We start from the raw sequence: 16561 nt of genomic DNA on the forward strand, positions 1-16561 counted from the left end.
CAACCCCAAAAAACGAGACCGAGACCAAGAGAGAACGGAGTGCATCGCGCATCCTGGCTTACTACCAAGCTGGGATAACGGACGAGGACGAACTCGAACAGCTTTCTCGACAATCCCTCGCGTGGTTATCGTCATTTCGGCAATTCAGCATGTGCACATACTAACTCCGGCGGACGGGCCACCGCGCGGGATGGCCCGACGCACAGAGAGCGTTCTGCCGGCGTCGAGCGTGATTCAAGGTGACAGAATCACAGCCGCCAGTTCTTAGGGCAGCTAGGAAGCAATGCATCAACGCCGCACCGGCTGCCCCGTCCTGGAACACTTTAATGCGCGCCGCCAGGAACGGGGTCGCTGTGCTGACGTTCTTCTGGGGACAAGGTGAGATTTCAGTGTACAGGCATATTTCGCGGACGGATGTCGAACAAATCGATCACACGGATGACAGCGGGTTTACGATAGAGCACGGCGTCCCGCCATCTTCAGCAATCGCGGCAGCGCTGGCCGGTGGGCTGGAGGCCAGCCGGCACAAGCACATTATCCATATAACTGCCTCGGAACGCAGCGCCGACGAGATCGTCGGGGCTTTGCGTCAGTTCCTGCCGCACGCGGAGATCATCTTGCTGCCGTCCTGGGATTGCCTGCCTTACGACAGGGTGTGGCCCACACGCGCCAATATGGGGCGGAGGCTTCGTGCGTTGTGTCACATTGCAACGAAGCCCGATCGTGCGCGCATCGCTGTAATGTCGATCGAAGCCAGTCTGCAGCGGGTGCCGCCCGCCCAGGTCATTGCTGGCGGTTTCGCAATTCTGGAGGTGGGGCAAAAGTTCGACCGGGATGATTTCAGAACAAGGTCCGAAGCTTTTGGCTATGTCGTCGACGAGAGGGTCGACGAACCGGGTGAAATAGCTTTTCGGGGCGATCTCATGGACATCTTCCCCGCTGGCGCGGAGGACCCCGTTCGCGTCGTCCTTGGCCCAGACAGCTGCATTCGAGAGCTCAAGACCTACGATCCGATCAGTCAACTCAGCGACCAGGTTCGAGACTCGATTGCTGTCGGACCGGCATCCGAGCTGATGTTTAAAGCTGGTGATCATCCTGAGCTGACAGCGATGCGCGCGACGTCGATGGAAGAGCGCCTGGTCGCATTATATGGCGCGATGCCATCTGTCTTCGACACTGCGTCGAGCGCCTCGATCTCCTTCCTTGAAGGTATCGACGGGCAGCCGCTCGATAAAATTCTGGACCTGATCGAGGATGCACGCCGTGCCAGGCAGGAGGCTGCCGGGCGCGAGAAACCTTTGCCGGAACAATTTTACCTGTCGCGTGAAGAGTGGGATGCTTCCGTGCGCAACCGCTCCACGAGACTTGCCGTTTCTGCCGAGCGAGTTCCCAAATTCTTTCGCCTGGCCCGGCCCGGGTACGAATTCGCTGAATTCGTGACAAGGCAAACAAGCGCCGGGGCCAGGGTGGTGTTGACCGGCGATGCCTCTGAACTGCAGCGAGCAGATCGCCTGCTCAATAGAAAGCTAGGCCGGCGGGCTGAGGAAGCGGTCGACTCACCGCAAATACTTTCGGCCGCGAGAGGCTCTCTTCTCAAGGCTGGCTTCGTCCTCGATGAAGGGTTTGTCGACGCGCAATCCGGTATCGCGATGGTCGCCGCAGCCGACCTGTTTGGCCCTGCGCTGAAGGCGGATGCCGGCATGGCCGCAAGCATACTCGAACCCGAGTTGCGCATCGGCGACGTCGTCGTCCATGAAGACCATGGCCTGGGCGTGCTCGCGGCGGTCGAACAGGTCGACTTGGCTGGTCAGCACCAGGATGTTGTCAGGCTGGAATATCATGGCGGGGCTTCCTTGCTGGTTCCGGTCGACGACTTTGGGAAAATATGGCGCTACGGCTCGGAACCGGAGGCCGTGTCGCTCGATCGCCTCAACGGCGAGAGCTGGCCCAAGCGACGCGAGGCTGCGTTGCGCGAGATCGACAGGCTGGCCAAGCGCCTGGTGGGCCTTGCCGAGATGAGGTCCAGCCAGCCCGCCGAGATCATCAAGCCCTCCCGCGCGGACTTGGCCCGTTTTGCGGCGAAATTTCCCTATACCGAGACTCCTGACCAGGCCGCCGCCATCCGCGCTGTGCTCGACGACCTTTCCTCGGGGAGAACAATGAACCGGCTCGTCTGCGGTGATGTTGGCTTCGGCAAGACAGAGGTGGCTTTGCGTGCTTGCGCCGCCGCCGCCCTCTGCGGGAAACAGGTTGCGGTCATAGCGCCGACAACCGTGTTGGCACGACAGCACTATGAGACGTTCAGCCGCCGTTTCGCAGGAACGGGCCTGCAGGTCGCCCACCTGTCAAGGATGGTCGGGGCAGCAAAGGCAAAAGCGGCAAAGGAGGGCCTGCGGAGCGGCCAGGTTACGATCGTCGTGGGTACTCAGGCCTTGTCGTCCAGGAGCGTCACTTTCGCCAATCTTGGACTGCTGGTGATTGACGAGGAGCACCGGTTCGGCGTCAAGTTGAAGCTGGCCCTGCGGAACATGGCGCCCTGCCTTCACACGCTGAGCATGAGCGCCACGCCGATACCGCGGACGCTGCAATCGGCGCTGTCGGGCATCCAGGATGTCAGCGTTCTAAACTCTCCGCCCGCCAAAAGACGTCCCGTCCGCACGATCCTGGCAGCGTTCGATCCAGCATCGGTGCGCGCGGCCCTCTTGCGTGAATTTCACAGGGGTGGACAGAGTTTCTTCGTGGTTCCTCGCATCGAGGACATTGGCCCGGTCTCTGACCAGCTGAACAGGCTGGTGCCGGAACTCGGCATCATGACGGCGCACGGTGAAATGAAAGGGAGGCAGCTGGACGAAGTCATGGTCGGATTCGCTGACGGTGATGGCGACATTTTGTTGAGCACCGACATCATCGAGAGTGGGCTCGATGTGCCTCGAGCCAACACCATCATTGTCTGGCGCCCGGACCGGTTCGGTCTGGCGCAGTTGCACCAGCTACGGGGTCGGGTCGGTAGAGGAGCGATGCAAGCGGCTGCGTTTCTTCTGACGGAACCTGGCGTTGAGCTGGCCGACGGCACCAGGGCCCGGCTTTCGACAATGCTTGCGCTCGATCGGCTTGGCTCCGGCCTGGCAATCAGTCAAAGGGACCTCGACCTGCGCGGCGCCGGCGATCTGTTCGGCGAAGATCAGGCTGGGCATATGAAACTGATCGGAGTGGGCCTCTACGAGCACTTGCTGGAGCGGGCGGTCTCGGCGGCTGGAGAAGGGGCCGACCCCAACAGGCAACTTGCCAACATCAACGTGCCTGCAAAAGGGGCTTTTCCCGAAAGCTATGTAAACGAGCCTACTGTCCGTGTTGGCCTCTATGCGCGGCTCTCTCGTATTCGTTCTGACTTGGACCTTGATGCATTCAGCGAGGAGCTCGAGGACCGCTTTGGTGACATGCCTGGCGAAGTGACCGTTCTGCTGGAACTTACCAGGTTGCGGATAGCAGCGTCGGAACTGGGTGTCGGCAAAGTTGATGTTGGGCCCGAAGCCGTCGCGATCACCTTGCGCAACAAGCCTCTGGCGTCACGATGGCGGGACAGGAAGGTGTTGGGCCTGGAGTACCGAAACGGCCGCGTGATTTTCAGGCGGATCGAGCCCCGCGTCTCAGGCATCGATGCCGTTCGCTTGGCGCTAGATGCCATACGTGCAGTTCAGCCAAAGCACGAGGTCTGACGAGCCTTTTATCTCCACCCCGGCGGTACAATGTACCAGCTTCATATCACCTCAGCCAAGACTAGCAGGGCGAGGTTTAAGGCATCGTTCCGGCTTGATGGGCCGTCATGGCGGCCATGTTCTCGTTCAGGTGGGCCATGATCCAAACCGAGCCCAGGACCACCAGCGCAACGATCAGCACGCCGAAGGCCAAGGCCAGGATGTTGTTGGTGTTGTCCGGCCCGGTGGTCAGGTGCAGAAAAAAGACTAGATGCACACCCATCTGCGCAACAGCGAGCACCACCAGGGCCGAAATCACCGCCGGCTGGTAAATCAGATCGGTTTGAGCCGCCAGGAATGACGCGATCGTGAGCAGGATGGCCAGGCCGTAGCCGATCACATAGCCCAACAGCCCTCCAGCCACTTCGTGCTCGGTTATACGTTCCTCGCCCGGTGCGGAATCGCGGCGGTCCTGCATCTCGCCGGGCCTGCTCTCGGTGTCGGTCATGGCGATGCTCCCAACAGATAGACCAGGGTGAAGATGGCGACCCAGATGATGTCGAGTGCGTGCCAGAAAAGCCCGAAGCAGTGGAGCCGCCGCAAAATATCCGACCGAAAACCCTTGACCCATAGCTGCGCCATCATTGTGCCCAGCCAGAGCAGCCCCAGCCCGACATGGGTGCCGTGGCAGCCAACGAGCGCAAAGAAGGCTGATAGAAATGCGCTGCGCGAAGGCCCCGCCTGCTCGCCAATCATCGCCGCGAATTCCTGTACCTCCAGAAACAGGAAGGCTGCCCCGAGCAATCCGGTGACGAGCAGCCAGGCCTGCGTGGCAGCCATCGATCTGCGATGGGTCGCGAGTGTCGCCAGGCCACCGGTGAAGCTCGACGTGAGCAGAAGGCCCGTCTGCACCGCAACGCGGGTGGGCTCGAACAAATCCTTGCCGGTCGGTCCGCCGGCGGTCGCCTTGGCAAGCACGGCATACGCCGCGAAGAAGGCCGAGAATATGATGATGTCGGACAGCAGAAAGATCCAGAAGCCATATGCCACGGTGACGAATTTCGAGGCCGGGCCGCCTTCACCGTGGCCGGTCGCGGAGCGCACGCCGTGTCGGCCGCCCTGACCAAGCCGATAGGGGTCTCGGGCCTGGGTGCCCGCGCCGAAGTCGCCGGGTAGCGCGTGATCGCTCATGCCGGCCGCTCCCAGCGCCGCAGCCGGGCTGACTGTGCGGCCTTGTGGTCATCGTCGATGCGCGCGACCTCTTCGGCGGGAATCTCATAATCCCCATGATCGCGCCAGGCGAAGACGACGAAGGTCGCGTAGGCGCCGATGAAGCCGACGATCGCCAGCCACCATATGTGCCAGATCAGCGCGAACCCGATCAGCGTGCTGAAGAAGGCGGTGACGAAGCCTGTCGGGCTGTTGCGCGGCATCTCGATAGGCTCGTATCCTTCCTCCGCACCGGGCCTCTTCTCCTCCCTTGCCCGTTGCTTGATGCGCCAGTAGGGCTCTTCATCCTCGACGTAAGGCAGCCGCGCGTAGTTGAAAACGGGGGGAGGGGAAGACGTCGACCATTCCAGTGAACGCCCGTCCCATGGGTCGCCTGTCTCATCGCGAAGCTTGTCGCGATGTCGGATCGAAACGGCGAGTTGCATGATCTGCAGTGCGGCGCCGGCGATCATCACCAGCACGCCGAACACGGCCACCACCAGCCATGGCGCCCAAAGATCCATGTCGATATGCTGCAGGCGCCGCGTCATGCCGAGCAGACCGACGATATAGAGCGGCACGAAGACCAGAATGTAGCCGGCCAAGGTGACCCAGAATGCGGCCTTGCCCCAGCCTTCGTGCAAGCGGAATCCGAACGCCTTGGGAAACCAGTAGGTGAAGCCGGCGAACGCGCCGAACAGCACGCCCGAAATGATGACGTTGTGGAAATGCGCGACGAGGAAAAGGGAGTTGTGCAGCACGAAGTCGGCCGGTGGAACGGCAAGCAGAACGCCGGTCATGCCGCCGACGGTGAAGGTGGTCACGAAGCCCAGCGCCCAAAGCATCGGCGTGTCGAAGCGGATGCGCCCGCCATACATGGTGAAGAGCCAGTTGTAGATCTTCACCCCGGTGCCGACGGCGATGACCGACGTGGCGATGCCGAAGGCGGCGTTGACGTCTGCTCCGGCGCCCATGGTGAAGAAATGATGCAGCCAGACCATGAACGAGACGATGCAGATGAACATCGTGGCCGCGACCATCGAACGGTATCCGAACAGCGGCTTTGACGAGAATGTCGAGAAGACCTCGGAGAAGATGCCGAAGGCGGGAAGCACCAGAATGTAGACCTCGGGATGGCCCCAGGCCCAGATCAGGTTGACGAACATCATCTGATTTCCGCCGGCTTCGTTGGTGAAGAAATGGAAGCCGAGATAGCGGTCCAGCGTCAGCATCGCCAGCGTGGCGGTGAGGATCGGGAAGGCTGCGACGATGAGCAGGTTGGACGCGAGCGAGGTCCAGCAGAACATCGGCATTCGCAGGTAGCCCATACCAGGCGCACGCATCTTGAGGATGGTCGTCACCAGGTTGACGCCGGTAAGCAGCGTGCCGACGCCGGAGATCTGGATCGACCACAGATAGTAATCGACACCGACGCCCGGCGAGTAGGTGGTCTCCGACAAGGGGGCATAGGGCAGCCAGCCGGTGCGCGCGAACTCACCGATGACAAGCGAGATGTTGACCAGCAGGGCTCCGGAAGCCGCCAGCCAGAAGCTGACGGAATTGAGTGTCGGAAAGGCTACATCGCGTATGCCAAGCTGCAGCGGTACGGCGAAATTCATCAGGCCGATCATGAAAGGCATCGCCGCGAAGAAGATCATAATCGTGCCGTGCGCGGAGAAGATCTGGTCGTAATGCTCCGGCGGCAGGTAGCCCGGCCCGTGGATCGCCAGCACCTGTTGCGTGCGCATCATGATGGCATCGATGAAGCCACGCAGAAGCATGAGCATCGCCAGCACAATGTACATCACGCCGATGCGCTTGTGGTCGACCGAGCTTATCCACTCGTTCCACAGATAGGGCCAGTAGCCCTTCACCGTTATCCATCCAAGCACGGCGACCGCTGCCAGAAAGACGCCGAGAGCCGCGACGAGCGGGATGGGTTGATCGAAGGGAATGGCCGACGAGTCGAGCTTGCCCAGCATCGTCATTCCGCCCCTTCTGCCTGTGGATGATGCCCCGTCGGCGGCGCCGCCGCGGGCAATGCCTTTGGGCTCACCTGTGGCTCGCCGCCGGCGGCACTTTCGGCCGGCCCCGGACCCGGGGGCAATATCTGCTGAGCGACGGCATCGAACAGCCCGGGCTGAACATGGCCGAACGTGGACGGCGGCACGTTGGTGCTTTGCCGGGCGAGCTCGCGATAGGCATTCGCGTTGAGCACGCCACCGCCGCCACGCAGCGACGACGTCCAGCGGGTGAAGGCATCGGCTGAAACCGCGCTCACGCTGAAGTTCATGTCCGAGAAGCCGTCGCCGCTGAAGTGCGCCGACTGGCCGAAAAAGCTGCCCTCGCGGTCGGCCTGCAGATGCAACTCGGTCTGCATGCCGTTCATGACGTAGACCATGCTGCCAAGCTGGGGCACGAAGAACGTGTTCATCACGCTGGCCGAGGTCAGCTTGAAATGAACTGGAACGCCGGCGGGGATGACCAATTGATTGACAGCGCCCACGCCCTGCTCGGGATAGAGGAACAGCCATTTCCAGTCGAGCGCCACCACCTGGATGTCGAGCGGCGGCTGCGCGGAAGGGATCGGTTTGCGCGGATCGAGCTGGTACGATCCGTAATAGATCAGCCCGCCAAGGAAAAGGATGGTGAGCGTGGGGATCGACCAGACGATCAACTCGATGCGCCCCGAATAGGTGAACTCCGGGTCATAGCGCGCGTCGCTGTTCGAGGCGCGGAATTTCCATGCGAAGGCCAAGAGCGCAACAAGCGTCGGAACAACGATCACCAGCATCACCGCCAGTGAGTTCAAGAGGATCGTGCGGTTGCCCGAGCCAATGGGTCCTTGCGGGTCGAGCACACCCCCCGCGCAACCGGGCAAGAATGCGATTGCCGGGATCCAGAGCAGTTGCCGCCCCGGCTTGGGGCTGGATGGCAACAACACTTGCTCGGCCACCAATCCTGGAGAGGACGCGTTCTTGGGGCACGCGCTCTTGGCACTTCTCATCTGAAGCCTTCCTCTGAACCAACTTCAAGGCGCGTGGCCGGGGTGCCGCCCTCCGCCGGACGAAGGACCTAACTGGCGCTTCCTAGGTTTGTTCCTCCTCGCTGGCTCGTGCACAGACTCCATTCGGCGGCACGGCGATGGAGCACAGCTAAGTCGATCACCCCATCAAGCTGGTGGAGCCGGGACGGGGCTGGCCGCAAGTCGCCCAAGCGTGCGACGCCTAACTGGCACCTCCCGGGATTGTTCCGCTTGTCAGTGTTTGGGCGACATGGGCGCGACCCGAGGGGGAACTCTACCTGCTCGAGAGATGGAGTTGTCCAACGTGACCATATTCACAACGACGGCGGCTCGGTTACCTCAGCTATTTGCAGCCATCGCTGGCTCGCGTACGAATTTTGATTTCGGCGGGACGGCGAACACCGTGAAGCGCTCAGCCAGACTGTCAAGAGCTTTACGCATGCCCACTCCAGCGGCAGCCGCACCGTGTCCAGTGATGACCATCTGAGGGTTCAGGGCAGCCAGACGCTTCACAGATCTTTCCGCCGCATCCCAGTCCGGCGTGAAGTAGCGCGGCGGACCGTGCATCTCGAGATCCTGGACGGCGACCTCATAGACCGACTCCTGACCGGTGGTGATGAAAGCGTCCCCTACGATCAGCGAGCGGTCTTCCTCGCGCCAGAGCGAAATGTGACCAGGGGCGTGCCCGGGTGTGTGCAGCCATTGCCATCCGGGCATTCCGGGGACCGATCCGTCGGCGGGCAAGAGTTCCAATCGGTTGCCAAGATCGATCGGCCCGCGTGGAAAGAGCGGCGAAAGCAGCGCCATCAGTCCGCCCCCGACCCAGGGATCCGGTGCCGGATAACATTCAGTTCCGTCCAAATAGGGCCGCTCGAGTCGATGCGCGAAGACGGGCACCTCCCACCTATTCGCGAGGTCCAGAACCGTTCCCACATGGTCAAAATGGCCGTGTGTCAGGATAACCGCGGCAGGCCGTGCGTTGGTGCCAAACCGCTTTTCCGCGACCGCAAGAATACTGCTTCTCGACGTCGGCAACCCCGTATCTATTAGCACCCAGTTCCGATCTCCGCTGCGCGGTGCGCCGAAGAACACGACATTGACGATTGCCAGCCGCAAATAACCCAGGTCCGGTGCGATGCTCCAGGCACCGTCGCCATGATCTTCGCGCCTGGCGTGGTCGATCTCGGAAAGTCGAATCTGAACGGTCATGATCCCGTGCCTCGGTTGTTGCTGCGCAGCCGCTCGAGTTCATCGGCGGCGGTGGTACATGCCCCGAACTTGGGCACGGCCCCCTTGTTCCTTCCTTGATCCTCGTTCGCCACCCGGATTGCAGACAGCGCGACTAACCCGACGTTATTTATTAACTGGTTACGAGGCGGTTCGCCCAAATTGAGTCAAGAAGCTAGGCCACCCATTCGCTGGCTGCATTTATCTTACACCCCTTGGCAGCTTTGCTGCCCAATCTTGGTCATTGAGAGATTAGCAGCCGCTTCCAAAAAGCATACATCACAGGGACTGCGTCGTAGCTCTGATGTGCCTCAGAGCGCTTCTTTTAAGCAAACAGAAGCTGCTGTTCGTGAGCTAATACCGAGATCTCCTGGGTCGCCAGCTTTCTTAGCGGCGAAACGGTAAAATGGTTAGCTCCGTTTGTCGGGCTGGCCAGCCCGATTGAAGCGGAGCACGATCATGCCCTTCAAAGCACGTGGAAGGATGCCAGGGGCCTAGGTGGACGGGGTCCCCCTGTCAGACTTTCCGGCTGGCCAGCAGCCTTGTAAGCCAGTCCGGATCCATTTCCGGTACGGACGACAAAAGCCGTTCGGTGTAAGCGGCATGGGGAGGTGTGAGAACTTGGCTCTTCAGTCCCTGTTCAACGACTTTGCCCTGGTGCATGACAACGATTTGGTCGGCTATCGCCCTTACGGTAGCAATGTCGTGGGTAATGAAGATGTAGCTCATTTCGAGTTCACGCTGCAGGCGCATGAGAAGCTTGAGGATTTCCTCTTGGACGATCTGGTCGAGCGCGGACGTGATCTCGTCACAGATGATAAGCTCTGGATCGGCTGCCAACGCCCGGGCAATGCAGACGCGTTGCTTTTGGCCGCCCGATAGCTCGCCAGGCAGGCGTTCCAGAAAATCCTCGCTCATCTCGACCATGTGCATAAGTTCGCAGATCCGGCGATCCTTCTGCGCGCCCTTTAGGCCGAGGTAGAATTCGAGCGGCCGAGCTATGATTTCTTCGACCGTCTGGCGCGGATTCAGGGCGTTGTCGGGCATTTGGTAAATCATCTGCATGCGGCGCAGGACCTCCTTCGGCCGCGTCTTCAGGCTCGTGGAAAGGGGCTGCCCGGCAAAAGAAATCAAACCTGAAATTGGCGGCAAGAGACCGGTGACGACTCGCGCGAGCGTCGATTTGCCCGAACCGGATTCGCCGACCACAGCCACGGTTCTTCCGCGCGGAACCTTGATGGAGACATCCTGGAGCACCTTGACCTTTCCTGCATAGGCCGCGGTAACGTTGTCTATCGTCAGCAGATAGTCATCGGCTGGAACTTCGGGCTTGTCGAGCTTGCGTACGGCCCAGAGCGTTTTGGTATATTCTTGGCTGGGCGAGGCCAGCATCTGGCGTGTATCAGCCTCCTCCACGGTGCGTCCGTGGCGCAGAACCATGATACGATCCGCCATTTGCGCCACCACCGCCAGGTCATGCGTCACGTAGATTGCAGCGGTGCTGAATTCCTCCACGATGTTGCGAATGGAAGCTAGAACTTCAACCTGCGTGGTCACGTCGAGCGCGGTTGTTGGCTCGTCGAATATTATGAGGTCCGGACGACAAGCCATTGCCATCGCTGTCATTGCCCGTTGCAACTGCCCGCCGGAGACCTGATGAGGATAGCGAAAGCCTATGGTCTCCGGTTCTGGGAGTTGAAGGCGTCGATAAAGATCGACGGCGCTCCGGTTCGCCTCTTCCCGGCCGGCAATTCCATGCGCCACCGCTGTTTCGACGGTTTGTTCCAAGAGCCGATGTGCCGGATTGAAAGAGGCAGCCGCGCTTTGTGCGACATAGGCAATGCGGGAGCCCCTGAGGCGACGGCGCCCTTTTTCATTGACTGCCAGAAGATCAATCCCGTCGAACAGGACCGAGCCTTGCATGATCCGGCAGCCCGGCTTGGCATAACCCATTGCGGCAAGGCCAATGGTGGACTTGCCGGCGCCTGATTCGCCGATCAGGCCAAGAACCTCGCCCCGCTTCAGCGTCAGATCGATCCCGCGGACAATCGGATGCCAGCGCTCGTCCGAGAACCCCTCCACATGCAGATTGCGGATTTGAAGTAGATCCTTGCCTTTTTCGCGTGAGCCTGGACCGCTACTTTTCATCCCGCAACCCGCTTGTTGCGTGCAGGAACCAGTCCACAACGAAATTCACGGACACGGTAAGGAGAGCAATCGCGCCGGCCGGAAGTAGCGGGGTGACGTCGCCGTAGGTGATCAGGGTCGCGTTCTCGCGCACCATTGATCCCCAATCGGCCGTCGGCGGCTGAATACCGACGCCGAGAAACGACAGCGCCGCGACTGTCAGGAACACGAAGCAGAATCGCAAGCCGAACTCGGCGACCAGTGGCGGCATGACATTGGGAAGGATTTCCTTGGCGATGATCCATTTTGGTCCCTCGCCGCGTAATCTTGCCACCTCGACATATTCCATCACCGCCACGTTAAGCCCGACGGCGCGAGAAAGCCGAAAGACCCGGGTGGAATCGAGAAGCGCAATGATGACAATCAGGCTCGTGATCGAAGAGCCGAAGATCGTCAGCAGCACCAGCGCGAAGATCAGACTCGGGATTGACATCAGCACGTCCACCGCACGTGACAAGATCTGGTCGAGCCACCCCCTGTACAATGCGGCAAGAAGGCCGAGCGAGACGCCGACCGCGAAGGACAGCAACGTGGTCGCGACCGATATAGCGATGGTGTTGCGCGCACCGTAGATCAAGCGGGTGAGCATGTCGCGGCCGAGCTGATCGGTTCCCAGTTTGAACTCCTGGCTCCACGGCGCGAAGGCTTCGCTGAAAACCTGCGTCTCGCCATATGGGGCTATCCAGTGCGCGAAGACCGCAACAAAGACGTAGCCGAGGATCACGACGATGCCGAACCACGCGCTGAACGGTGCCTTCTTCAGCGCAGTTTTCGCCCGGGTGGCACGCGAGCGCCTCAGCCTCTGAAGCTCCGCGACAGATTCGGATCTGGTCATCGTGGGTGCAAGAGCCTGGGATTGGTGGCGATGGAAATAATGTCGGCTAGCAGGTTGAGAAGGATGTAAGTCGCGGCGAAAATCAGGGCGCAGGCCTGGACAACCGGAACATCCCTGGATTTTACCGCGTCAACCATCAGCTGGCCGATGCCGGGGTAAACGAACACGACCTCGACCACGACCACTCCGACGATGAGATACGCCAGATTGAACGCGACCACAGTGACGATCGGAGCCCAGGCATTGGGCAGGGCATGCCTCAGCACGATCACCATCGAGGACATTCCCTTGAGGCGCGCCATATCGATGTAGGGGCTTGACAGCATGTTGATGATGGCCGCTCGGGTCATGCGCATCATGTGGGCCACGATTACAAGCGTAAGGGTGATTGCCGGCAGGGCGACTTTCCAGAGATGCTCCCAAAATGGCGTCTGATCGTTCACATTCGACAATGTCGGAAATTTGGGAACCGCATTGAGCGCCCAGTTCAGCGAGACAGTGAGCCAATGAGGCAGCGTTTGAGCGAAATCGGATCCGATGAACGTGTCGCGCGAGATCACCAGGTAGGCGAGCATATAAGCGACGAAAAATTCCGGGAATGAAATGGTTGTCAGTGTCGCGACATTCACCAGCCGGTCGAACCAGCCGTTGCGGTACAGCGCAGCCAGAATGCCAAGCCCCAAGGCCAGGGGAACGGCTATCAGCGCCGTCACTGCTGCAAGGAACATCGTGTTGTAGAGGCGGGGTGCGATGATCTCGGCCACGGTACGCCGATATCCGGTGCGGCTCGCAAACGAAGAGCCGAAATCGCCATGGAGCATCTGGGCGACCCAAGCGAAGTAGCGCTCGACAGGCGGACGATCGATGCCGATCTCCCGCTGGAACGCGGCGACCGTTTCGGGCGTCGCCGACTGCCCGAGCGTGGCCTTGGCGAAGTCGCCTGGGAGCATCGCGATCGCAGAGAAGATGATGATGGACACGATAAACAAAGTGACCAGACCGAGGCCAAGGCGCTGCAGGACCGTTCTTGCGACGGGGTTCATGTGCGTGGCGTTTCCCTTTGGGCGGCAACCCTGCACTCGGAGCCAGCTGACCGGAGCCTCAAAACCATCGCGGCTCCGGCCCGCCATCTCATGCCGTGGCGATCCACCAGCGTTCGGCCATTTTCAGTCCATCGTTCTCCCAGTTGGGCGCCACATCACCGTGTGCGAGCTTTTTGGATTGGGCGCTGACGAAATTGTTGAAGACCAGCACGATGCTGCCGCCGTCATCGTGGGTTAGTTGCTGCATCTCGGCATACATCGCCGCTCGTTTGGCTTCGTCCGTCTCGGCGCGTGCCTGGACAAGCAATTCGTTGAAGTGGGGATTTTTCCAGAACGTTTCGTTCCAGCTGGAGTCCGCGGCAAAGGCTTGCGTGAACATCCAGTCGGCGGTTGCCCGACCGCTCCAATAGGAAGCGCACCAGGGTTTCTTCAGCCAGACATTGTCCCAATAAGCGTCCTCGGCCTCACGCACGACATTGACGTCGATGCCGCATTGGGCTGCCGTTTCGCGAATGAGCGAAGCCGCATCCACCGCCCCCGCAAAGGCGGCATCGGCCACCGAGAGGTCCACCTTCAGGTTCTCCATTCCGGCCTTTTTCAGGTAGTGCTTGGCTTTTTCCGGATCGAAGCTGTGTTGCGGTTGCGGATCCTTGGCGAATTTGATGGCCGGCGCGATCGGGTTGTCGTTGGCCACAGTGGCGTGGCCAAGAAAGATCTTGTCGACGATTTCTTGGCGATTGATCGCCCATTTCAATGCCATTCGCACGTCCGGATTATCAAACGGCGGCATCGTGACATTCATCGGCAAGGTATAGTGCCCGTAGCCAGTGACCTCGACGATTTCCACCTTGGGATTGCGTTTCAACATGCCGAGCGTCTTGAGGTCGGCGCGGCCGATATAGTCCACCTCCCCCGTGGATAGCGCCGCCATGCGAGCGGCGAGATCTGTGATGGCGATGAACTCCACCTCGTCGAGATAGGGCTTGCCATTCTTGAAGTAGTTTGGATTGCGCTTGAGCTTGGCCGACACGCCGGGCTGGAAATTCTCGAGGACGAAAGCACCGGTGCGAACGCCTGAAGCCCAATCCGCCTTGCCGTCCTTGGCCGGCATGATGACCAGATGGTAGTCACTCATGATGTAAGGGAAATCGGCGTTGCCGCTCTTGAGCGAGAAGACCACCGTTTCCGGGCCGTCCGCCTTGACATCGGCGACGGAGTCCAACAGCGACTTCGCCGCCGATTTGGTGTCCTTGCCCATGTGATATTGCAAGGAGGTCACGACGTCATCCGCCGTCACGGTCTTGCCGTTGTGAAAGGTTGCGCCTTTGCGCAGCTTGAAGGCCCAGGTTTTGGCTCCATCCGAAGTTTCAAAGCTCTCGGCGAGGTCCGGTTGGACATTGCCTTTGGCGTCGACCTCAGTGAGGCTGTTGGACAGCGAGCCCGAAAATGCGGTTTGTGTGAACGTGTCGGGGTAGCCGGCCGGATCGATCGAGTCCGTCGTCGCGCCATGAGCCATGCCGAGCTTGGCGAAGCCGCCCTGCATCGGTTCGGCCCGCGCCGTGCTCACGAACAGCCGGTCGGCGGCGGCAACGGTCAGGCCCGCGGCCAGCCCAAGATGAATGAAGTCGCGGCGGGAAACCTTGCCGCCTCCGATCAGGCTTTGCGCGATACCAAGCTTGTATTCAGATTCTGACATTTGACTCTCCCATTGCGGAGTTCCCCGCGTTATTTCTCGTCAAGCACCGGCTAACAAATCTGCTTATTGGCTCCGCCACCTTTCCTTCGAATTTTTCCAATCCCAATCGGCTTGCGCCAATCAGGCCGTCACGTAAATGCCGCCGGCTTCGACGGTGACTGGAAATGTGCGCGCGCGAACGGAGGGATCGACCAAGGCCGCGCCTGACTTGATGTCGAACTCCCACCCGTGCCAGGCGCATCGAACGATCTCGTTTTCGCGATGATAGATGAATTGCGCCTGTTCAACGGGCGCGGTTGTGCCGCATTGCGGCCCCTCGCAAAGCGGAGCGCCGCGGTGCGGACAGACATTCAGCAGCGCGTGGAATGAATCTCCGATGCGGAAAATCCCGACCGAAAGGCTGCGGATCTTGGCGATGAACGGAGACCCTGTTTCGATCTCGTCGACGCGGCAGATATATGTCTTCTCGGGCATCGTATGCTTCCTCAGGCGGCATTCGCGGCTTGCGCGCGGGGGATGCGTTTGTAGACTTCCAGCGCGTTCAGTCCCATGATCTTGCTCTTCCATGCAGGAGGGATTTGCAGCGTGTTGGCATCGTCGTAATCCCAGTGCGGATAGTCTGATGCAAACATCAGCGTGTTTTCGCCGTCCATCGCTTCGAGCGTGGACCAGAGATGTTGGATGTTTGCAGGCTGCTCCAGCGGCTGCGTGGAAAAGCGGATGTTGCGCCGGCAATATTCAGACGGCAGCATCTTCAGCCATGGCGTCTCCTTGCGCAGCGCTTTGTAGTCGGCGTCCAGGCGCCAAAGGACCGATGGAACCCAGGCGACGCCGCACTCGATGATCACGAAGTAGAGGTCCGGCCATTTCTCGAAGACGCCATGGGCGATCATGCTTGCCACGTGCGACATCGCCGACATGTGCAGAATGGCATGCGTTTCCCAGAAGAATGTCGTCGGAGCAGGAGCAATGGCAGTTGAATTCACGCCGCCATGCCCGCCCAGATGAATGGCGAATGGCAACCCCACTTCCGCGCAGGCTTCGTAGATCGGATGGTAAAACGGGTCGCCATACGGCTTGACGGACCCCTGGGAGGCGAGAACCTGGACCATGCGCGGATGGCTGCCAAGACGGCGTATCTCGGCGGCAGCGAGCTTCGGATCCTGTGGCGCGATGATGATCGAGCCCATGAACCGATCGTCTTTCGGCAACCACTGATCGATCTGATAATCGTTGTAAGCGCTGACCAGAGCGCTGGCATAGTAAGGGTTAGCCAGGGTCGACGCCTCGATAGGCTCATCGCCGGTCAGGATCGCCACGTCGACTTTGTATTTGTCGAGGTGCTTCTCTTTCATGATGAGATAGTTGTCGGCTTCCGTTTTCGGACGGATGTCCTTGCGGGAAAAGTCCTGCGGGTGGAACCAGGGCCGATGACCATGCGGAAAGGCCCCAACGGGCCCTGTTTTCTCGCCCTCGATGAACATGTCTTTCCACAAGCCGGAGAGATAGGGCTCCAACACAGTAGCGCTTGACCAGTAATTATGACAGTCGCAGTCGACTATGAACACTTCTTCCGCTCCGTATCCGTATCTCGTCCCGGCGGCGCTGCCGGCCGCTGATCTGCTACAGCTTCCGCCTTGAGTA

Annotated in this window: 12 protein-coding genes; 1 reads left to right on the top strand and 11 read right to left on the bottom strand. The window is 60.3% G+C overall.

Annotation, left to right across the window (positions count from 1 at the left end; genetic code table 11):
* Window positions 1–326 precede the first annotated feature (326 nt).
* Complete coding sequence (locus AC0NIL_RS32635) at window positions 327–3716, top strand: DEAD/DEAH box helicase (RefSeq protein WP_473573607.1); 3390 nt, start codon at window positions 327–329, stop codon at window positions 3714–3716.
* 76 nt (window positions 3717–3792) lie between these two features.
* Here AC0NIL_RS32635 and cyoD read toward each other — a convergent pair whose 3' ends face one another.
* The 11 genes from cyoD to AC0NIL_RS32690 all read right to left on the bottom strand — a co-directional run bounded on the left by cyoD (window position 3793) and on the right by AC0NIL_RS32690 (window position 16485).
* Window positions 3793–4203, bottom strand: a complete 411-nt coding sequence (cyoD, locus tag AC0NIL_RS32640; protein ID WP_013525252.1) for a cytochrome o ubiquinol oxidase subunit IV — start codon at window positions 4201–4203, stop codon at window positions 3793–3795.
* Window positions 4200–4886, bottom strand: coding sequence for a cytochrome (ubi)quinol oxidase subunit III (locus AC0NIL_RS32645; protein WP_082826763.1), 687 nt, complete (start codon window positions 4884–4886; stop codon window positions 4200–4202). The genes cyoD and AC0NIL_RS32645 overlap by 4 nt, the downstream gene beginning before the upstream one ends.
* Window positions 4883–6886, bottom strand: a complete 2004-nt coding sequence (cyoB, locus tag AC0NIL_RS32650; RefSeq protein WP_473573644.1) for a cytochrome o ubiquinol oxidase subunit I — start codon at window positions 6884–6886, stop codon at window positions 4883–4885. The genes AC0NIL_RS32645 and cyoB overlap by 4 nt, the downstream gene beginning before the upstream one ends.
* A gap of 2 nt (window positions 6887–6888) precedes the next feature.
* Window positions 6889–7911, bottom strand: a complete 1023-nt coding sequence (gene cyoA, locus AC0NIL_RS32655) for a ubiquinol oxidase subunit II (protein ID WP_064994882.1) — start codon at window positions 7909–7911, stop codon at window positions 6889–6891.
* 357 nt (window positions 7912–8268) lie between these two features.
* Complete coding sequence (locus AC0NIL_RS32660; protein ID WP_027162022.1) at window positions 8269–9138, bottom strand: MBL fold metallo-hydrolase; 870 nt, start codon at window positions 9136–9138, stop codon at window positions 8269–8271.
* Between the two features lie 534 nt (window positions 9139–9672).
* Complete coding sequence (locus AC0NIL_RS32665; RefSeq protein ID WP_064994880.1) at window positions 9673–11304, bottom strand: ABC transporter ATP-binding protein; 1632 nt, start codon at window positions 11302–11304, stop codon at window positions 9673–9675.
* Window positions 11294–12178 (bottom strand): ABC transporter permease, encoded by an 885-nt coding sequence (locus AC0NIL_RS32670; protein ID WP_473573608.1) that lies wholly within the window; start codon window positions 12176–12178, stop codon window positions 11294–11296. The genes AC0NIL_RS32665 and AC0NIL_RS32670 overlap by 11 nt, the downstream gene beginning before the upstream one ends.
* Complete coding sequence (locus AC0NIL_RS32675) at window positions 12175–13221, bottom strand: ABC transporter permease (protein ID WP_473573609.1); 1047 nt, start codon at window positions 13219–13221, stop codon at window positions 12175–12177. The genes AC0NIL_RS32670 and AC0NIL_RS32675 overlap by 4 nt, the downstream gene beginning before the upstream one ends.
* Before the next feature lie 88 nt (window positions 13222–13309).
* Window positions 13310–14917: an ABC transporter substrate-binding protein gene (locus tag AC0NIL_RS32680; protein ID WP_128337943.1), complete on the bottom strand. Its 1608-nt coding sequence runs from the start codon at window positions 14915–14917 to the stop codon at window positions 13310–13312.
* 120 nt (window positions 14918–15037) lie between these two features.
* Complete coding sequence (locus AC0NIL_RS32685) at window positions 15038–15391, bottom strand: Rieske (2Fe-2S) protein (protein WP_023809364.1); 354 nt, start codon at window positions 15389–15391, stop codon at window positions 15038–15040.
* Between the two features lie 11 nt (window positions 15392–15402).
* Entirely contained in the window at window positions 15403–16485 is a 1083-nt protein-coding gene (locus AC0NIL_RS32690) for an amidohydrolase family protein (RefSeq protein WP_023809365.1), read from the bottom strand.
* Window positions 16486–16561: the final 76 nt, after the last annotated feature.

It is taken from the genome of Mesorhizobium sp. WSM1343 (genome assembly GCF_055901535.1).